Source organism: Streptomyces sp. NPDC050988 (genome assembly GCF_044456225.1).
Taxonomy (GTDB): domain Bacteria; phylum Actinomycetota; class Actinomycetes; order Streptomycetales; family Streptomycetaceae; genus Streptomyces.
The window spans coordinates 120,081-137,368 of sequence record NZ_JBITFQ010000006.1 but is presented as its reverse complement, the minus strand read 5'-3'; the positions used below and the strand labels follow the sequence as shown (position 1 = coordinate 137,368).

The following is a 17,288-nucleotide window of genomic DNA, read 5'->3' as shown; positions in this document are numbered from 1 at the left end:
CTCGCGGCCGCCCCGGCGCATTCATCGAGGTGAACAGGGAAGCGTGGGGGCGGGAATGAGCTTCTGGGAAGGCTTGTGGCGCGGCCGGTCGACGGAGTTCGACTCGGGCAGCGCGGCGACCAACGCCATAGAACTGACCAAACGGAACCAGACCATCTCGCTCACCAAACAGGGCGCCGCCACCGGCAACCTCCGCATCAACCTGTCCTGGCGGATGCGCACCTCCGACATCGGCGGTTCCCAGCGGGACAGCCTGCTGCGCCACCCCTTCAAGGCCTTCAAGCCGGACGTGGTGCAGGCGCACACCCAGAGCATGGTCAACGTCGACCTGGACCTGGGCTGCATGTACGAGCTGGCGGACGGCACCAAGGGAGTCGTCCAGCCACTGGGCGGCTTCCTGGGCGAGCTCAACGGCGCGCCGTACGTGAAACTCAGCGGTGACGACCGCTTCGGCTCCGGCTCGGGCGAGACGATCTTCGTCAACCTCGACCACCGCGAGCAGATAAAGCGGCTCCTGGTCTTCGTCTACATCTACGACCAGACCCCCGCCTTCGACCGTACGCACGCCATCGTGACGCTCTACCCGAGCAACGGCCCCCGGATCGAGATCGGCCTCGACGAGCGGCACTCGCAGGCCAGGTCCTGCGCGGTGGTCATGATCGAGAACGTCAAGAACGAGCTGGTGGTGCGTCGCGAGGTGAAGTTCGTGTACGGGTTCCAGGCGGAGCTGGACCGGCTGTATGGGTGGGGGCTCCAGTGGGGTCGCGGCTACAAGACGAAAGCCGACCGCTGACCACGCGCTGCCGCTGGGCTTGGCGGGGGCGCCTCAGGGTTCGGGGGGTTCGGTTCGGTGGCGGCTGCGGGGCGTACGTGGCTTGTCGCGCAGTTCCCCGCGCCCCTTCGGGCGCCTCGGGGTGGCCCCTAGCGGCCGATGAACTGCGGGCCCTGCGGGGGCAGCCTGAAGTCCGGGTCGGGGAGGGGGGCCACCGGCTGGGGGTAGCCGTAGCCGGAGTGGGCGGTCGCCGGGGCCGGCTGGGACGGGGCCGTCTGCGGGTAGCCGTAGGCGGGCTGGCTGGTGGGCTGTGGGTAGCCGTACGCGGGCTGCGCGGCGGGCGGCTGCTGCCGGGTGGGCTCCGGGCCCGCCGCGGCCGGTGGATAGCCGTACGAAGGCTGCTGCGGCATCGGGGGCAGCTGCGTGGGCTGCTCCGGCGGGAGCGGCTGGGCGCCGGCGGGCGGGCCGGGCAGGGCGGACGCCGACTGGTCCGCGCCCTCGGACTCGTCCACCGAGATGCCGTAGTCCGAGGCCAGCCCCTGCAGCCCGTTCGTGTAGCCCTCGCCGAGCGCCCGGAACTTCCAGCCCTCGCCGCGCCGGTACAGCTCGCCGCAGACCAGCGCGGTCTCCTCGCCGGTCTGTGGCTTGATGTCGAAGTACGCCACCGGCTCGGCGTCCCCGAGAACGGCGTCGTACAGCAGGATCCGCAGGGCGCTGACCCGGTCGAAGGTGACGCCGTCGGCCGAAGCGACAAGGAGAATTCGGCCCACTCCATTGTCAACGCCGACGAGATCCGACTGAATCGTGTCGGTGAGTCCCTCGGCGAGACCCTCGTTGACCCGTTTCTTGCCGAGTCGCCAGACCTTGCCCGAGGGATGCCGGGGCTGGTTGTAGAAAACGAAGTCCTCGTCGGACCGCACACGACCGTCGAGGCCGAGGAGCAGCGCGGAGGCATCCACGTCCGGGACACCCCGTCCCGGCGTCCAGCGCAGCACGGCGCGCACCGCAGTGGCGTCCAGCGGGACGTTCGACCCCTTCAGCATCGCGTGCGTCATGCGGTCATCCTGCCTTCTCGGTCCTGGTCACGACAACGCGGGGGTTGACTTCCCGACCGGCCCGATCCGCGAACGGGAGACACAATGGTGTTTGCCTGCGTTACCTGAATTTCATGCCCGGTGGGAACCCTTGACATGGATCTCTACGTACTATTACCGGCCACATATCGTCAGGCCGCCTAGCCGCCCCGGGGGAGACTCATGCGTCATTTCGGGCACATCGCCCCTGAGGTGCGGGAACGCCTCTTCCACCAGGAGCCGTGCGTCTTCACCGCGGACTCCCCGGCCAGAGTGCTGGCCGTGGCTCTCGGAGCCACCCTCTACAGCCCTGCCACCAGGCCGAAGCTGGCCGACGACATCGTGAAGCAGACCGGCCGCGGTGTCGTCTCGATGGTGCTGTGCCTGGAGGACTCGATCGACGACGCGGAGGTACCGGAGGCCGAGGCGAACCTGGTCCGGCAATTCGCCGACCTGGCCGAACGCTGCCCGGAGACCGAGCTTCCGCTGCTGTTCGTGCGGGTCAGAGCCCCCGAGCAGATCCCCGACCTGGTCCGGCGGCTCGGCGAATCCGTCCGCCTGTTGTCCGGATTCGTACTGCCGAAGTTCACCGAGGAGCGGGGGATCCCGTTCCTGGAGGCGCTCACCGCGGCCGAGGCCGCGAGCGGACGACGGCTGTTCGCGATGCCGGTCCTCGAATCGCCCGATCTGCTGTACCGCGAGTCGCGGGCGGAGACCCTCGCCGGGATCTTCCGGGCCGTCGACAAGTACCGAGACCGCGTGCTCGCGCTGCGGCTCGGCGTCACCGACTTCTGCTCCGCGTACGGACTGCGCAGGGCGCCCGACATGACGGCGTACGACGTGCAGATCGTCGCGTCCGTGATCGCGGACGTGGTGAACGTGCTCGGCAGGGCCGACGGCACCGGATTCACGGTGACCGGGCCCGTGTGGGAGTACTTCAGGGTCCAGGAGCGCATGTTCAAGCCACAGCTGCGGCGCAGCCCCTTCACCCCGGAGGCCGAGGACCTGCGCGCCCTGCTGATCGAGCACGACATGGACGGTCTGCTGCGGGAGATCTCCCTCGACCGGGCCAACGGACTGCAGGGCAAGACCTGCATCCACCCCTCGCACGTCCTGCCCGTGCACGCGCTGTCCGTCGTCAGCCACGAGGAGTTCAGCGACGCCCAGGACATCCTGCGGCCCGAGCGGGGCGGCGGGGGCGTGCTGCGGTCCGCGTACACGAACAAGATGAACGAAGTGAAGCCGCACCGCGCCTGGGCGGAGCGCACCCTCCAGCGTGCCGAGGTCTTCGGCGTCGCGAACGAGGACATCGGCTTCGTGGAACTGCTCGCCGCGGGGATCCCCGGCTGACGCCCCCATCACGCCCTCATCACACCACTTACGCTCACTGACACCCGCCGACACCGCCGACACCCAAGGAATCCATGAACAACGCTGTGAACGACGGGGGCGGGGCAGGGGTCTGGTCGGCGACCGGATTCCGCCCCGGGACCAAGGCCGGGGCCGGCGCGGGCCCCGCCGCCGGGGGCCCGTCCGGTACGCCGGGCGGAGCCGACGGTGACGTCTGGTCCGGATGCTGGGTCGCCGAGCGGCTCGGCGTCGAACTCGTCGGGGACGAGGGGCTCGGCGAGCTGCTCGGACTCGCGCTGCGGCGCAACCCCAAGCGGGCCCATCTGCTCGTGTCGCACGTGCTCGGCAAGCACATACCCCAGTCGCCAGCCGTGGTGTACGGGTACGGATTCGCGCTCGGGCTCCGCGTGCGCGACCTGCTCGGCGAGGACGAGGCGCGCCGGGCCGTCGTCCTCGGGTACGCCGAGACGGCCACGGGGCTCGGACACTCCGTCGCGGACGGTGTGGGCCTCGCCCCCTGCCTGCACTCGACCCGGCGCCCGGTCGAGGGCGTCGCGACGGCGGGCGGCTTCGAGGAGTCCCACTCGCACGCCACCTCGCACCTGCTACTCCCGGAGAACCCCGGCCTGCTGGCCGGCGACGGCCCGCTGGTCCTCGTCGACGACGAGTTCTCCACCGGCAACACCATCCTCAACACCATCCGTGACCTGCACGAACGCTATCCGCGCGACCGGTACGTCATCGTCGCCCTGGTCGACATGCGCTCGGCCGTGGACCTCGGACGTCTGGACGACCTCGCCCGCGAGATCGGCGCCCGCGTGGACCTCGTGACGGCCGCCTCCGGCGCCGTACGGCTCCCCGAGGGGGTCCTGGAGAAGGGGCAGGCGCTGGTCGCACGGTACGAGGCCGGGGCGGAGGCCTCCTTCTCGGAGGCCCAGGGTGAGGTTCAGCCCGCCCGGCCGGCCCTCCGTGTCGAGCTGGGCTGGCCCGAGGGGATACCCGACGGCGGGCGGCACGGCTTCACGCCCGAGCACCGCGTACGCCTGGAGGCCGCCCTGCCCGCCATGGCGGCCCGTATCGCCGAAGCGCTTCCGTCCGGCACCCGCCGCGTCCTCGTCCTCGGCTTCGAGGAACTGATGTACGCGCCGCTGCGGCTCGGCGTCGCCCTGGAGAAGCTGACCGACGCGGAGGTCCGCTACTCCACGACCACCCGCTCCCCGGTGCTCGCCGTCGACGACCCCGGCTACGCGATCCGCACCCGGCTCGTCTTCCCCGCCCACGACAACCCCGCCGACGGCCCTGGCGAGCGCTACGCCTACAACGTCGCGGGCGCCGGCTTCGACGCCGTCGTCGCCGTGGTCGACTCCACCGCCGACACGCCCGAACTGCACGCTCCCGACGGCCTGTTGGCGCGGCTCGCCGCGCACACGCCGAGCGTGCTGCTCGCCGTCGTCCCCTCGTACGCACCAGCACGGCCGTCCACCGTGTCGCCCGCCCAGTCGCCCACTGAAAGGCCATCCATGCTGCCCGAGCCCCTCCGTGGCCCCGAGTTCTCCTCGTACGCACCTGACGAGGTCGGCTGGCTGCTGCGGGATCTCTCGGACACCCGGCTGGAGGCGCCGACGGAGGAGCGTGAGGAGGCCATCCAGAGCGGTGGCGCCCACTACGCGGAGTCGCTCCCGGTGGAGTACCAGCCGAGCGACGCGTACCAGGAGCTGTTCCACAGCGCGCTCACCGCCTCGGCCACCCGCATCGCCCAGGCCGTCGGCGTCGTCACGGAGACCGTGCTCGCGGAGCGGTCGCCGCGCCCCGGCGGTGTTGTCCTCGTATCGCTCGCCCGCGCCGGCACCCCCGTCGGCGTCCTGATGCGCCGCTGGGCCCAGCACCGGCACGGCCTCGACCTCGCGCACTACGCCGTCTCCATCGTGCGCGGCCGCGGCATCGACGCCAACGCGCTGCGCTGGCTGGCCGCCCACCACGACCCGGCCGACATCGTCTTCGTGGACGGCTGGACCGGCAAGGGCGCCATCACCCGCGAACTCGCCCAGGCCGTCGAGGAGTTCGAGGCCTCCGACGGCATCACCGGCTTCGACCCGGAGATAGCGGTCCTCGCCGACCCCGGCTCCTGCGTACGCACCTACGGCACCCGCGAGGACTTCCTCATCCCCTCCGCCTGCCTCAACTCCACGGTCTCCGGCCTCATTTCGCGTACGGTCCTCCGCGCCGACCTGGTCGGGGAGCACGACTACCACGGGGCGAAGTTCTACCGCGAGCTTGCCGCCTCGGACGTCTCCGTTGCCTTCCTGGACGCCGTCTCCGACCGCTTCGGCTCGGTCGACGAAGCGGTCGACGCCCAGGTCAAGGAGCTTCTGTCCACCGACCGCAGCCCAACTTGGGAGGGCTGGGCGGCAGTCGAGCGGATCAGCGAGGAGTACGGCATCCACGACGTGAACCTCGTCAAGCCCGGTGTCGGCGAGGCGACCCGCGTGCTGCTGCGCCGCGTCCCCTGGAAGATCCTCGCCCGGGCAGGAGCGGGCGCCGACCTCGACCACGTACGTCTGCTCGCCGAGCAGCGGGGCGTACCCGTCGAGGAGGTGGCCGAACTCCCGTACACCTGCGTCGGGTTGATCCACCCCAAGTACACCCGCGGTGCGACCGGCGCCGACGGCAAGGCGGTGACGGTCTGATGACGAACGCCTCCCCGAAGACGAACGCCTCCCCGATCACGAACGCCGATCCGATGACGAACTCCGGTTCCCTGCCCACCTCTTCGCCCCGGGTGCTGGTCGCCAGCGATCTCGACCGCACGCTCATCTACTCCTCGGCCGCGCTGGCGCTGACCATGCCCGACGCGCGGGCGCCCCGGCTGCTCAGCGTCGAGGTGCACGAGAGCAAGCCGCTGTCCTACATGACGGAGACCGCGGCGGGCCTGCTCGCCGAACTGGGCGACGTGGCCGACTTCGTACCGACCACCACCCGCACCCGCAAGCAGTACCAGCGCATCCAACTCCCGGGCCCCGCACCGAAGTACGCGATCTGCGCCAACGGCGGCCACCTGCTCGTGGACGGAGTGACGGACCCCGGGTGGCACGCCTCGGTGACCGAACGCCTCGCCCGCGAGTGTGCCCCGCTCGACGAAGTGCGGGAGTACATGGAGGCCACCTCCGACCCGGCCTGGGTACGCAAGCACCGCCTCGCCGAGGACCTCTTCGTGTACCTCGTCGTCGAGCGCGAACTGCTCCCCGAGGACTGGGTGAAGGAGCTGGCCGTCTGGGCGGAGAACCGCGGTTGGACGGTCTCCCTCCAGGGCCGCAAGATCTACGCCGTACCGAAGCCGCTCACCAAGAGCGCCGCCATGCGGGAGGTCGCCCGCCGCACGGGAGCGACCCTCACCCTCGCGGCCGGGGACTCCCTCCTGGACGCCGACCTCCTCCTGGCCGCGGACCGAGGCTGGCGCCCCGGTCACGGCGAACTGGCCGATGTCGGGTGGACGGCTCCCGGCATCACCGCCCTTCCGGAACGGGGTGTCGCGGCGGGGGAGCGGATCCTGCGGGAGTTCCTGCGGGAGGCTCGGTAGAGGTTGCCTGAGCGGTGGCCGTGCTGGAGGGCTCAGGCGGCCGCCTTCTCCCGCTCTTCGATCTCCTCCTCCGCGCGGCGCCGCCCGCCCGGGCCCGGCCTGAACAGCCGTAGGCCCGCGAAGAGAAGTACCGCGAGGACCGCCCCTACCAGCACGACCTTCGAGTACGTCGACACATAGCCGGTGACCTCCGACCACTTCTCGCCGAGCAGATAGCCGGCGAGGACGAACACGGTGTTCCAGATCGCGCTGCCCAGCGTGGTCAGGCCGAGGAACACGGACAGGCGCATACGCTCGACGCCCGCGGGCACGGAAATCAGGCTGCGGAAGACGGGGATCATCCGGCCGAAGAACACGGCCTTGGTGCCGTGGCGGGAGAACCACGCCTCGGTCTTCTCGATGTCCGAGACCTTCACCAGCGGCAGCCGGGCCGCGATCGACACCGTACGGTCACGGCCGAGCAGCGCCCCCACGCCGTACAGCGCGAGCGCGCCCATGACGGAGCCGGCCGTCGTCCACAGCAGTGCCGCGAACAGGTTCATCTGCCCGGTGCTCGCCGCGAACCCCGCGAGCGGCAGGATGACCTCGCTCGGCAGGGGCGGAAAGAGGTTCTCCAGGGCGACCGCGATGCCCGCGCCAGGTGCCCCGAGCGTGTCCATGAGGCTGTTGACCCATTGCGGGGCACTGCTGTCCGCCGCGGCGGCTGCGATGGCTGTCATGCCCTCACGCTAGGAAACCGAAGCTGAAGAGAGCCTGAGGACGACCGCGGGGATCCGAGTCGTGCTCTTGAGGAGTCCCGGCCTCGGAGAGACCTGGTCCCGGGCGGGGTCAGCCGCAGCAGCCCCCACCGCAGCAACCGCCGCCACCCCCGCCACCCGCGCTGGGGCGAGGTGCGGGCGCCGAGGCCGAGCCGCCGACCGCGACCGTCGACAGCAGCTTCACCGTGTCGTCGTGGCCGGCCGGGCAGGCCGCGGGCGCGGACGACTCGGCCATCGGACGGCTCTTCTCGAAGGTGTCTCCGCAGGTCCGGCAGCGGTACTCGTAGCGAGGCATGGGCACAGGTTAGCGGGTGCTCGGCCCGTCTCCCACGGGCCCGGCTCCGGCCCCCGGGAGAGCGGGGTCACCCTTGGCTCCGGGCAGGGCCCTGGCCCCGACCCCCGCCCTCAGCCGCTGTTCGCGGGCGGCCTGCTCGGGGTGGCGGGACCGCCAGTACGGGTTGTCGTGCGGCAGGGCCGAGCCGACACGTCCGTACATCCCGAAGAACATCAGCATCACTCCGACCACAAAGCTGAACAGCACGTTCTGGATGCGGAAGGCGAGGAAGTTGAAGCCCGTGTCGAGGAGGGCGAGGTTCACGAAGCCGCTGAGGATGAAGAGGACACCGAGGATCATGTTGAGCGTCGAGGCGACGTTGCCGCCGATCACCATGCCCACGAAGAGCAGCAGTCCGACGCAGATCGACAGCACGCTCAGCGCGCCGTTGGTGTTCAGCCCGGCGACTGTGTCCCCGCCCGTGTCGAAGAAGCCGACCTTGTCGATCAGCCCCAGGATGCCGAAGGCGAGCAGTACGAGACCCATCAGCCCCGCGCCGACCCGGTAGAACTTGCTGAGACGGTGATCGACCGGCAGATGCTCATCGAGCCTGATCCGCCGCCTCGGCGCCGTACGAAGCACGTGCGTGGCCATATCCGCCTCCTCGGGTGCGAGCGGAGGCCGTACCTATCCTCAGCATCCGCCTGGGACGGCCGGATCGCCACACTTTGAGCGGGACTGGAAGGCGCCGGGCCGGCGGGAGCGCCCTTCAGGGGCGCGGGGAACTGCGCGCCCAGCCCCCACCGGCGTGCACGTGCGATTCACGCCCCACCGGCGTGCACGTGTGATTCAGCGCCCCCCAGCGGAGCGCTCACGCTCCGCCCCCACGCTCCTCACGAATCTGCGAAACCACCCGAGCCACCGTCGCCCGCACGGCCTCCAGCTCGGTCAGGAAATGCCAGTAGTCGGGGTGCCGCCCCTCCAACGTCCCGATCGCCCGCTCCAGCCGGGCCACCGACTCGTCGAGGGGCCGCGCGTGCTGCGGGTCGGGCGTATTCCGCCCGGACATGGCCAGCCGCTGGGCGTCCCGGATCGCGAACCGTGTGCGGTCGATCTCCCGCTGGGGGTCCTTCGATACCTCGTTCAGCCGCCGCAACCGGTCGCCGGCCGCGGACACGGCCTCGTCGGTCGTGTTCAGCAGCGCCCGGACCGTGGACAGCAGCGAGGTGGCGTCCGCCCAGCGCTGCTCGTCCCGCGCGGTCCGCGCCTCCGCGAGCTTCCGCTCGGCCTGCCGGACGGTCTCCGCGGACTGGTCGGGCACGTGCTGCAGGTCCTGCCAGCAGGATGCGGAGAACCGCCGCCGCAGCTCGCTCAGCACGGGATCAACCTGCCCGGACCGCGTGGTGAGCGCCTGCGCGCGCGTACGCAGCGAGACGAGGCGACGGTCGATCTCGGCGGCCCGCTCCGGCAGCCGCTGGGCCTCCGCGCGGACCGCCTCGGCGTCCCGCGCGACCCGGTCGGCCCGCTCCAGCGTCTCCGGTACGCCGTGTTGCCCCGCGCCCTGGTTCAGCTTGGTCAGCTCCGGGGCGAGGGCGGCGAGCCGGGCGGCGAGGTCGTCGGCCTTGAACTCTGTTCCCCGTACGGCGTCGAGTGCGTTCGACGCGGCGAGCAGGGACTGGCGGGCGCGCTCGACGGCCGGGGCGAGGCGGGCCAGCTGCGTCTCGGCCTTGCCGAGGAGCGGGCCGAGCCCCTGCTCGAAACGGTCCAGCTCCTGCTTGACCCGCGCCAGCTCGTCCTTGGCCTTCGTCAGCTCGGTGCGCGCGTGGGCGGCGACGGAGGCCTCGAGGTCGTCACGGTCGAGGTCGTGGGCGTCGACAGCGCCGATGTACGTACGACTGGCCTCGTCGATGCGGCGGCCGAGGGCGTCGAAGTCGGAGACCGCGCGCCGGGCGGCGGGGGAGTCGTCGACGGCCGTGATCGTCTCGATCGAGATCCGCAGATCGCGCTGCGCGGTGTCGAGCTCGTAGAACGCGGCCGCCGCGGCGTCCTTCGCCGCCTGGGCCTCGGCCCGCTGGCTCTCGGAGCGCCCGCCGAACCATCGCCGGGTGCCGCCGCCGGCGAACGCCGCGGGCAGCGCGAGCGCGAGCAGCGGGAGCGGAAGAAGCACCAGGGCCAGCAGGTCACGGCCAGCACCGCGCGCCCCCGTGGGCCCGAACCCGGCACGGGGGCGAGGAACTTGCTGTGCGCATGGCACAAACGGTGTGTACGGCTGCGAAGGTGTCGCCGTCACTTCCCTCTCCCGTGCTGTCATCCGTCCTGCCCCGTGTCATTCTCCCACCAGGTAAGGACGAACACACGGGCCGGTTAGTTCGCGGTACGCACGGTGACTTTCCCGTCCTTGGTGTGGGCGGACACCACATGGGAGCTGCCCTCGTCACGGGGTACGGACACCTCCACGGCACCGTCGTCGGTCCCGGTGGTGACGCGGTACGTGGCGTCGTCCGGCAGCCCGATGGTCAGGGAACCGTCGTCGCCGCGCGCCGAGACCCGGTCCGGTACGGCGGTGAGGTCGAGCCGCACCGACCCGTCCCGCGTGTTCACGTCCACCCGCCGCGAGTCGACGCCGGTCGCCTCGACCGAGCCGTCGTCGGTACGCAGAGTGAGCGCCCCGGCGACGTCCTCGACCCGTACGGATCCGTCCTTCGTGTGGATGTCCAGCGAGTCCTTGAAACCGTCGGCCTTCACGCTGCCGTCGTCGTCCCTCACGACGACCGCCACGTCCCGCGGCACCTCGATGCGGTGCTTGGCCGAGCAGTCGGCGACCACACCCGAGCAGTGCATACGGAGCTTGAGCGTGTCGTCCTTCATCACCCAGGTCACCCGGGGGTCCCCACCGATCGCGACCCGCCCCTCGAACCAGCGCGTCACCTGCACCTTGTCGACGTCCGCAGCGACCAGTTCGAGCGCGGAGTCGTCGGAATCGACGGTCAGCGTCCGCCCACTGAGCTCGAACGACCGCTTCTCCGGTTCCTTGTCGTCCCCGGCACTGGCCCCACACCCGGTGACGAACACACCGACGACCACGGCCCCCACACCGACGGCGACGAGGAAACGCCGCGGCCTGCGGCCCACGCCCCGCCTGCCGCCCACAGACTCAACACTCCTACTCGAAGACGGCTTCCTCGAAGGACGCTGAAAACCACTCATGACAGGACTCCCCCACATTCGAACGCCCTCGGCCCCACGATGTGACCCGGACGTTCTTCGACCGTACGGATCGGGGGCTCACGGGGGGATGCGGGCCGCTCCCGGGTTGGGGGTGGGGTAAACCCCCGCATGGGGGCCGGGGAGGGGCGCCGGCTCAGGGACTCCGGGACTGGAGTCTGCCCCGGCACGGACCGGCTTCTGCCCCGGTAACGGGTTTGCGGGGCACCGCCCCGGGCAATGTAGGCTGTCGACTCGTCCCGGGCGCGTAGCTCAGTGGTAGAGCGCCGCCCTTACAAGGCGGATGTCGGCGGTTCGAAACCGTCCGCGCCCACAGGGGTTAAGTAGCAGGTCAGAGGCCTTCCGGGAAGATCTCCGGAAGGCCTCTCCTGTGATCAGAGTCCACAAAAAGTCCACAACCCCCAGCGATCTTGCACTTTCGATCACTCGAATGGGTGAATGAAGTGCTGGTACACGCCACTTAGAGTTCCCGGCAGGACGAGGACGGCGCAGCTCCCCGATGCGCGCCAGGCACAGGCTCGTCGTCACCTGCGGTGTCCGGGCGGGGAGGCCCGGCTCGCAGGCGACGACCCCCGCCGAGAGGATCGGCGGGGGTCGTCTGCGGCAAACGTAGACCGCCCCACCCCGGCGAGGGGGTGGGGCGGCTTGCTCTGACCGAGTCAGAGCGCTGGATGACGCATCGCGGCGGACACAGGTACACCGCACGCATCATCCTGCCCGCAACCGGTCGAACCGGAGCGGACGTTCGGGCCGGGGGTGGCATGTGCCTGGAGCACGGGCCCCCAGCTTGCTTAGGCGGCCACCGCGGCTTCAACGCGGCACGGCGGGGACCACACAGACGAGTCCGGCGATCGCTCACGTTTGCGGTGGCATATCAATGATCACATAAAGCCTGGTGGCACCAGGCTGACATATGTTCGCGCAGGTCAGAGCGTTTGTCGAGTGCCCAGCGACCTGACCGAAGCCCCATGGCTCCACGACCGGCAGCGCATCGGCAGGGCCATCCGCGACGCGCGCATGACCCACAACCTCACCCAAGAGGCCGTCTTCCTCGCCGTCCCGATGAACCGCAGCTACTACCAGGACATCGAGGCCGACGATGGCAACCCGTCGCTCGACACCCTGTTGGCGATCGCCTCCGCCATCGGCGTGCCCCTCGCTGACCTCGTGAGGTGACGGGCGGCCGCCCCACTCAGGGGTGTAGGGCGGCCGCTCTTCTCGCGGCCGGCTGCGGACCGGCCGGCGGCGAGAGCTTCAGGTGCGCGTGCCGATCGCGAGGGTGTCGCAGCCGGACAGTTGGACCGTTGCCCGCAGGACGATTGCCAAGCGCCGGTCGTCGAGCTCCAGCACGCGGGCGAGACTCGTCTGGTGCGGGCCTGCGATCGACAGCACGAGGTCGAGGAACGCGCGCTCGCCCTCGTTGAGACCCAGGGTGTACAGGCGCTTCCCGAACCGCTCCCAGTCGCAGCCCATCCGGCCCTCAGGGGTCTTCACGACCAACGCGATACGGACGAGATCCCGCCTCAGGATGATTTCCTCATCGACGAGCGCGCGCACGGCAGCCTTGTGACGCGGGTTGGCGGCCGAAGCCAGCAGCAGTGCCCCGAGCGATGGCGCGTCCTCCTCGTCGATGGTGTGAACGTCGGTCTCTTTGGTCGTCGTCATCCGAATGCCTCCGCATAGGGTCGAAACCCGCCCGGGCCGAACGCCGCGCCGAGCAGGGTGGGATCGGTCAACCGGCCGGACCCGTCGGGGCGCTCCATCCACACGCGGCCTCGTACCGGGAACAGCGCAGGCGGGCACCTCAGTACCCAGCCGGCCGGGTACACGGTCAGCTGGCGGACGTCGTCGAGTTCGTCTCCGAGATCGGGCGGCAGGAGCCACCAGGCCGTCGACTGGGTGACGTCCGCGAGGACCGGTCCGACGCAGTGGTGGCCGATGCGCTTCACCGCGTCCATCGACCCGGCGAGCGGCGCCTCGGCGACCCGCCAGTGGGTACCGGTCGGGATCGGTGCGAGGTCGTCCGCGCCCCACGCTTCCTGTGCGAGGGCGGGGTGTTCGGCGCAGGAGAGGAGCCATTCCTGTCCTGCCTGCCGGAGCGAGAGGGCGGGCTGTGTGGCCATGACCAGCACGCTAGGCAACACGATTGCGCCATCAGTGATCGATTGCGCGCGATTGCGCACGCGGCTCCACGGCTTGCCGCGGATTGCTCACGTGAGGTCGAGAGCCGCCCTTGCCCGGGCGATCAGATGGCGGGCCCGGGTGTCGTAGGCGGCAGACTCTGAGAGCCACTCCCACGCCCGCTCGTACAGGGCGATGGAGTCCGCATCGTCGAGCCACATCTCCGTGCTGATCGTCTCGACGATCACGAGGCGGCGGTCATAGATCCAGAAGCTGTGCGACGGGGCGCGCCGCAGTGGCGTCGCCAGAGGGAGGACTCCGAGTTCCACCGTGTCCAGGCCGATCACCGAGGACAGCCGGTCCAGTTGCCCGGCCAGCACGTCAGGCGGGCACGTCTGCACGTACAGCGCTGCCTCCCACACGAGGAACCGGAAGCGCCGGCCCGGCTCGTACAAGGCTTCCTGCCGTCGGACACGAGAACGCACCGCATCCTCTGTGTCCCGAGGGCTCTCCCTGAACTCGGCGGCGCCCTTGAAGACGTACCGCGCGTACTCGGCCGTCTGCAACAGCCCCGGGACCCGAGCCACGTCCAGGGCACGGATCTCCCTGGTGGCCGCAGTCTCCGAGATCGCGATCTCCTGCCGGGCCTGGTGCCCCGCCGAGAGCGTCCGCCGCCACGACCGGTACTTCTGCTCCATCCCAGACACTCGGCCGCGCAGCTCGGCCGCCACCTCCGGCCGACCAACGCCCTCGGCCCACGCCGTCACATCCGTGAGGGTCGGGCTCTGCTTGCCGGTCTGCAACCGTGAGACCTTCGACGGCTGCCAACCGAGCAGAGCCGCCAACTCCTTGCCCTCGATGCCGGCCTCGACGCGCAGCTCACGCAGCCTCGCGCCGAGGGCCTCTCTGGCGGTCTGGTAGTCGGTCGTCACACGGTGGAACGTACCCCGCGCTGGAACTCTTCGGTACGCACGGCGTAGTGCCAGGCAGCATCCCGAGCCTGGCAGGCGGCGAGGACCTCGGCCGGGTCCTCCGTGACGTACACGCCGAGCGTCGCGTTGTCCTCGTCGAAAGCGAATCGAGCGATGATCCGGGAGTCGAACAGCCAGAAGTCGTAGTCCGGCAGCCGCAGTTCCTGCGCCTGTGTGCGCGTGAGATGACGGATGTCTTCCCCCGCAGCGACGTTGCCGAGACCCGTCGCGAGGAGGAATCGCTGCCCGTCGGTCGGCGGCTCGTCGACGATCCGGACGCGCTCGAACCGCCTGCCCGCTTCTGTCTGTGCGCGGACGTTGACATGCCACGGGCTGTCAGGGTTGAAGCTGAACGATTCCCCGTTCTCGAACCGCGGCCAGTTGGCGCTACTGCGGTCGGACGCGTAGTCGCTGCGGGTCTCCAACCGCCAGGCCGTGTGGCGGAACTCTCGGAACAGGTGAGAGATCGAGGAGAACGGTTGAAGCTGGGAGGCCTGCTCTGCCGGGGCGTAGCGGCTGAGCAGGCTACCGCGGCACGCGGACGAAGGTCTCCGACTCCTTGACGTCCCGCAGCTGGACGAGGTGCTGGGGGTCGGTTTCGCGCTCGCCCTGGACAAGGATCTCGTCGGTGCCTTCGACCTCGTACAGGGTGGGGCAGTCGCCTTCCTCGCTGGTCGTTCCAAGGAACCTGAGCGTCACAGTGCCCTCCATCTAAGGTGGTTGGAGATCCAGGATGCGACGTGTCGAGCGACTTCGCTGGAGGATTGCCGCCGATTGCCAAGACGGGCGCGTGATTGATGATTGCGCGCAATTGGGCATGACGAAAGGCCCCCTCCCGACCCCGAAGGGCCGAGAGGGGGCACAACCGACTCAGCGGGCCAACAGCCCGAACAACGCAATGCCCGTACCAGCCACGCCGGTCAGAGCGGCAACCGTCGGCAACGGCCACCGAGCACGCTCCAGCGTGGAGACACGAGGCTCAATGTCGGTCGTCTTCGGAGAACTCTCCAAAGCCCGGAGGCGGTTCTCGTGGTCGTTGAGCTGCACGGCCTGGCCCGTCAGGGCCTCCAGCTTCGAATCGACCCGTGTCACGGCGTCGTGCAGGGACCTCATCTCCTGATACATCTGCGCAGAGCTGGTGTAGACGTCGGGGTCCGGCGTCCCCATCAAACTCCCTTGGCCAGCGACGCCGAGTTCGTCACGTCCCGCCACCGCGCGACGAGGCCCTTGGCCAGGGCGAGGACCGCGCCGACTCCGCCGGCCCCTGCGGCGTACCACATCGAGCCGTCGAGCGGCTGTGTGACGACGATGCCCGCGATGCCCGCCTGGAGGAACGTCGTGAGGACGCGCTCCAGGAGGTCTCGGCTGTAGGTGCCCGCGGTCTTCACCACGGTCTCGGTCGAAGGAAAGGTGCTCATGGGTCAGTCCTTTACGTCGAAGCCGCGGCGCTTGCCGAGCTTGGTGAGTGAGGCCTTGTCGGGCAGCCCGTCGGCGTCCTTGCCGCGCCAGCCACAGCGCATCTGCCACAGGCCATAGGCGGCCTGGGGCGCGGTGCCGAAGTGGCCGTCGGCGAGGGACTTCGCGAGGAGGCCCTCCTTCACGAGGGCGTCCTCGACGACCTTCACGCCCGCGTACGAGACTGGTGTGCCCTTCTTCGGCGGATCGGCCTTCGCCGCGGCGAGCAGCAGCGACAGGTCGACCACAGGGCGGCCGGCGCCGGGCTTCGGCTCCACGGGCTTCCCGCCCGGCCGCGGTGCGCCCTTACAAGGCGGATGTCGGCGGTTCGAAACCGTCCGTGCCCACCAGGCCCAGGACATGAACGAGGCCCAGGTCGACCGGTGTGAATCCGGGGACCTGGGCCTTGATCTTTCTCGGCGGTCTTTCGGTGCTGCACCACTTGCGTGCCAGAAGGATCGTGCGGCAGTCGCTTCACCTTCCTGACCTGACCGCCGGTGCTGGCGGGGCGCTGATGGTCAGCTCGGCTCGCATGGAAGAAGCTACGACGGCGAGTGCTGTATCCCTGTGCAGCTGACATCCGCTACTGACATCAACGTCAGCGGGCGACCGCAGACAGTGACGCGCGAGCACGACCATCCTCACTGGCAGTAACCTCGCTCACCAGCACCTTCGCCGCCGTTATGAGAATGGGCCGATGTCGCACCCTGTGGATCCGGAACGTGGCCGAAGCGAAGGGTGCGGGCTGGATTGTTGACTCCAACCCTGATACATGACTTTGTCATGACCATGAGGGCAATTGAACTGCACAGCATAAATCGTTGGGAGGCGTCCTTCCTGCGTGAGGAGGTGGACGGCTACTTCACCCACGGTATCGAGTGCACGCCGGGCGCGACGGTACTCGACGTGGGCGCCAACATCGGTGTGTTCTCGGCCGCCGTCTATGAACGGCTGGACGGGGACGTGCGGATCTACGCCTTCGAGCCGATGCCGCCACTCCACGCGACACTCGAACGCAATGCTCGCGAGTTCTTCAACGGACGTCTGACCGCGCTCCCTTACGGCCTGGCGTCCCGTGACGACGAACTCGATTTCAGCTACATTCCGGCCGCCACGATCTTCTCGTCCTCCTCGCGGGACCAGGGGAACATCGAGGATGAGCGGCGCCGGGTCACCGCCAGCGTCGTCGAAATGATCCGCCAGGGCGGTCTGGGACCGGTCATGCGCCGCGTACCCGCCCCCGTCCTCACTCTTCTCATCAGCCGCAAGCTGCGGGTGCTGCGGCGGCTTGAGACACACCGGGTGAAGGTCAGGCCCCTGTCATCGGTGCTCGACGAGCAGGGCATCGACCACATCGACCTGCTCAAGGTCGATGTGGAAGGCGCCGAACTCGAGGTACTCAGAGGCATCGAGGAACGGCATTGGCCGCTGGTCCGCCAGGCCGTCGTCGAGGTGGAGGGCTGGCAGCGGAACCGCGACACGGTCTGCGAGGTCCTCCTCACACACGGCTTCACGGTCAATACCGAGCAGGACTCGGTGCAGCGGGCCGGCGACATCGGCATGGTGTTCGCGGTCAGGTCCTGACCACGCGCAGCACCCGGCACTCAAGGCGGTAAGGGACCGCGGAATCCATCCATTCCCGGGCGATCCAGAGTAGTACCGGCTCACGGCATGCTGTGCGTCCCCGACGATGCATGTCCTGCTCCGCACCA

Annotated in this window: 20 protein-coding genes and 2 tRNA genes; 8 read left to right on the top strand and 14 right to left on the bottom strand. The window is 69.7% G+C overall.

The window, feature by feature from the left end; all coding sequences use genetic code 11:
* The first annotated feature begins 55 nt into the window (after positions 1 to 55).
* Positions 56 to 793 (top strand): Tellurium resistance, encoded by a 738-nt coding sequence (locus ACIBEI_RS16430; protein WP_398889213.1) that lies wholly within the window; start codon positions 56 to 58, stop codon positions 791 to 793.
* Between the two features lie 128 nt (positions 794 to 921).
* Here the strand turns inward: ACIBEI_RS16430 and ACIBEI_RS16425 are convergent, their stop codons facing one another.
* Positions 922 to 1,827 carry a TerD family protein gene (locus tag ACIBEI_RS16425; protein ID WP_398889211.1) on the bottom strand — a complete coding sequence of 302 codons (906 nt, stop codon included), beginning with the start codon at positions 1,825 to 1,827 and terminating at the stop codon, positions 922 to 924.
* Between the two features lie 201 nt (positions 1,828 to 2,028).
* Here ACIBEI_RS16425 and ACIBEI_RS16420 point away from each other — a divergent pair, with 201 nt between their 5' ends.
* The 3 genes from ACIBEI_RS16420 to ACIBEI_RS16410 all read left to right on the top strand — a co-directional run bounded on the left by ACIBEI_RS16420 (position 2,029) and on the right by ACIBEI_RS16410 (position 6,772).
* Positions 2,029 to 3,195, top strand: a complete 1,167-nt coding sequence (locus ACIBEI_RS16420) for an HpcH/HpaI aldolase/citrate lyase family protein (RefSeq protein ID WP_398889209.1) — start codon at positions 2,029 to 2,031, stop codon at positions 3,193 to 3,195.
* A 74-nt stretch (positions 3,196 to 3,269) separates the two neighbouring features.
* Complete coding sequence (locus ACIBEI_RS16415; protein WP_398889207.1) at positions 3,270 to 5,882, top strand: phosphoribosyltransferase; 2,613 nt, start codon at positions 3,270 to 3,272, stop codon at positions 5,880 to 5,882.
* Positions 5,883 to 5,935: 53 nt separating this feature from the next.
* Positions 5,936 to 6,772: an HAD family hydrolase gene (locus ACIBEI_RS16410; protein WP_398889597.1), complete on the top strand. Its 837-nt coding sequence runs from the start codon at positions 5,936 to 5,938 to the stop codon at positions 6,770 to 6,772.
* A 32-nt stretch (positions 6,773 to 6,804) separates the two neighbouring features.
* On the opposite strand, the gene ACIBEI_RS16405 is transcribed toward ACIBEI_RS16410, so the two are convergent.
* From ACIBEI_RS16405 to ACIBEI_RS16385, 5 genes are all read right to left on the bottom strand, one after another.
* Positions 6,805 to 7,491, bottom strand: a complete 687-nt coding sequence (locus ACIBEI_RS16405) for a DedA family protein (protein WP_398889205.1) — start codon at positions 7,489 to 7,491, stop codon at positions 6,805 to 6,807.
* Positions 7,492 to 7,600: 109 nt separating this feature from the next.
* Positions 7,601 to 7,825 (bottom strand): zinc ribbon domain-containing protein, encoded by a 225-nt coding sequence (locus ACIBEI_RS16400; protein WP_055616513.1) that lies wholly within the window; start codon positions 7,823 to 7,825, stop codon positions 7,601 to 7,603.
* A 9-nt stretch (positions 7,826 to 7,834) separates the two neighbouring features.
* Positions 7,835 to 8,458: a DUF4383 domain-containing protein gene (locus ACIBEI_RS16395; protein WP_398889203.1), complete on the bottom strand. Its 624-nt coding sequence runs from the start codon at positions 8,456 to 8,458 to the stop codon at positions 7,835 to 7,837.
* 217 nt (positions 8,459 to 8,675) lie between these two features.
* Positions 8,676 to 10,094 carry a hypothetical protein gene (locus ACIBEI_RS16390; RefSeq protein WP_398889201.1) on the bottom strand — a complete coding sequence of 473 codons (1,419 nt, stop codon included), beginning with the start codon at positions 10,092 to 10,094 and terminating at the stop codon, positions 8,676 to 8,678.
* A gap of 74 nt (positions 10,095 to 10,168) precedes the next feature.
* Positions 10,169 to 10,954 carry a DUF4097 family beta strand repeat-containing protein gene (locus ACIBEI_RS16385; RefSeq protein ID WP_398889199.1) on the bottom strand — a complete coding sequence of 262 codons (786 nt, stop codon included), beginning with the start codon at positions 10,952 to 10,954 and terminating at the stop codon, positions 10,169 to 10,171.
* Positions 10,955 to 11,270: 316 nt separating this feature from the next.
* Here ACIBEI_RS16385 and ACIBEI_RS16380 point away from each other — a divergent pair.
* A tRNA-Val gene (locus tag ACIBEI_RS16380) sits at positions 11,271 to 11,342 on the top strand.
* Between the two features lie 629 nt (positions 11,343 to 11,971).
* Entirely contained in the window at positions 11,972 to 12,205 is a 234-nt protein-coding gene (locus ACIBEI_RS16375; protein ID WP_398889197.1) for a helix-turn-helix domain-containing protein, read from the top strand.
* A 78-nt stretch (positions 12,206 to 12,283) separates the two neighbouring features.
* Here ACIBEI_RS16375 and ACIBEI_RS16370 read toward each other — a convergent pair whose 3' ends face one another.
* From ACIBEI_RS16370 to ACIBEI_RS16335, 8 genes are all read right to left on the bottom strand, one after another.
* Positions 12,284 to 12,694: a hypothetical protein gene (locus tag ACIBEI_RS16370; RefSeq protein ID WP_398889195.1), complete on the bottom strand. Its 411-nt coding sequence runs from the start codon at positions 12,692 to 12,694 to the stop codon at positions 12,284 to 12,286.
* Positions 12,691 to 13,152: a hypothetical protein gene (locus ACIBEI_RS16365; RefSeq protein WP_398889193.1), complete on the bottom strand. Its 462-nt coding sequence runs from the start codon at positions 13,150 to 13,152 to the stop codon at positions 12,691 to 12,693. Before ACIBEI_RS16365 ends, ACIBEI_RS16370 begins: the two co-directional genes overlap by 4 nt.
* A gap of 87 nt (positions 13,153 to 13,239) precedes the next feature.
* Complete coding sequence (locus ACIBEI_RS16360) at positions 13,240 to 14,082, bottom strand: helix-turn-helix domain-containing protein (protein ID WP_398889191.1); 843 nt, start codon at positions 14,080 to 14,082, stop codon at positions 13,240 to 13,242.
* The gene (locus ACIBEI_RS16355) at positions 14,079 to 14,546 is read right to left on the bottom strand and encodes a DUF6879 family protein (RefSeq protein ID WP_398889189.1); all 468 of its coding nucleotides are present in this window, start codon (positions 14,544 to 14,546) and stop codon (positions 14,079 to 14,081) included. Before ACIBEI_RS16355 ends, ACIBEI_RS16360 begins: the two co-directional genes overlap by 4 nt.
* Before the next feature lie 100 nt (positions 14,547 to 14,646).
* Positions 14,647 to 14,820, bottom strand: coding sequence for a hypothetical protein (locus ACIBEI_RS16350; RefSeq protein WP_398889187.1), 174 nt, complete (start codon positions 14,818 to 14,820; stop codon positions 14,647 to 14,649).
* Between the two features lie 171 nt (positions 14,821 to 14,991).
* Positions 14,992 to 15,288: a hypothetical protein gene (locus ACIBEI_RS16345; RefSeq protein ID WP_398889186.1), complete on the bottom strand. Its 297-nt coding sequence runs from the start codon at positions 15,286 to 15,288 to the stop codon at positions 14,992 to 14,994.
* Positions 15,288 to 15,539: a hypothetical protein gene (locus tag ACIBEI_RS16340; protein WP_398889184.1), complete on the bottom strand. Its 252-nt coding sequence runs from the start codon at positions 15,537 to 15,539 to the stop codon at positions 15,288 to 15,290. Before ACIBEI_RS16340 ends, ACIBEI_RS16345 begins: the two co-directional genes overlap by 1 nt.
* A 3-nt stretch (positions 15,540 to 15,542) precedes the next feature.
* Positions 15,543 to 15,854: a hypothetical protein gene (locus ACIBEI_RS16335; RefSeq protein WP_398889182.1), complete on the bottom strand. Its 312-nt coding sequence runs from the start codon at positions 15,852 to 15,854 to the stop codon at positions 15,543 to 15,545.
* Between ACIBEI_RS16335 and ACIBEI_RS16330 the strand changes: the two genes are divergently transcribed.
* Positions 15,855 to 15,926: transfer RNA gene (locus tag ACIBEI_RS16330), tRNA-Val, on the top strand. It abuts the gene before it with no gap.
* Positions 15,927 to 16,359: 433 nt separating this feature from the next.
* Positions 16,360 to 17,160 (top strand): FkbM family methyltransferase, encoded by an 801-nt coding sequence (locus tag ACIBEI_RS16325; protein ID WP_398889180.1) that lies wholly within the window; start codon positions 16,360 to 16,362, stop codon positions 17,158 to 17,160.
* The last annotated feature ends 128 nt before the right edge of the window (positions 17,161 to 17,288 follow it).

What these genes read in the sequence shown, in the direction of transcription:
- ACIBEI_RS16430 (WP_398889213.1), top strand. Translation starts at nt 56, where the DNA reads ATGAGCTTCTGGGAAGGCTTGTGGCGCGGCCGGTCGACGGAGTTCGAC.
- ACIBEI_RS16425 (WP_398889211.1), bottom strand. Translation starts at nt 1,827, where the DNA reads ATGACGCACGCGATGCTGAAGGGGTCGAACGTCCCGCTGGACGCCACT.
- ACIBEI_RS16420 (WP_398889209.1), top strand. Translation starts at nt 2,029, where the DNA reads ATGCGTCATTTCGGGCACATCGCCCCTGAGGTGCGGGAACGCCTCTTC.
- ACIBEI_RS16415 (WP_398889207.1), top strand. Translation starts at nt 3,270, where the DNA reads ATGAACAACGCTGTGAACGACGGGGGCGGGGCAGGGGTCTGGTCGGCG.
- ACIBEI_RS16410 (WP_398889597.1), top strand. Translation starts at nt 5,936, where the DNA reads ATGACGAACTCCGGTTCCCTGCCCACCTCTTCGCCCCGGGTGCTGGTC.
- ACIBEI_RS16405 (WP_398889205.1), bottom strand. Translation starts at nt 7,491, where the DNA reads ATGACAGCCATCGCAGCCGCCGCGGCGGACAGCAGTGCCCCGCAATGG.
- ACIBEI_RS16400 (WP_055616513.1), bottom strand. Translation starts at nt 7,825, where the DNA reads ATGCCTCGCTACGAGTACCGCTGCCGGACCTGCGGAGACACCTTCGAG.
- ACIBEI_RS16395 (WP_398889203.1), bottom strand. Translation starts at nt 8,458, where the DNA reads ATGGCCACGCACGTGCTTCGTACGGCGCCGAGGCGGCGGATCAGGCTC.
- ACIBEI_RS16370 (WP_398889195.1), bottom strand. Translation starts at nt 12,694, where the DNA reads ATGACGACGACCAAAGAGACCGACGTTCACACCATCGACGAGGAGGAC.
- ACIBEI_RS16365 (WP_398889193.1), bottom strand. Translation starts at nt 13,152, where the DNA reads ATGGCCACACAGCCCGCCCTCTCGCTCCGGCAGGCAGGACAGGAATGG.
- ACIBEI_RS16345 (WP_398889186.1), bottom strand. Translation starts at nt 15,288, where the DNA reads ATGGGGACGCCGGACCCCGACGTCTACACCAGCTCTGCGCAGATGTAT.
- ACIBEI_RS16340 (WP_398889184.1), bottom strand. Translation starts at nt 15,539, where the DNA reads ATGAGCACCTTTCCTTCGACCGAGACCGTGGTGAAGACCGCGGGCACC.
- ACIBEI_RS16325 (WP_398889180.1), top strand. Translation starts at nt 16,360, where the DNA reads ATGACCATGAGGGCAATTGAACTGCACAGCATAAATCGTTGGGAGGCG.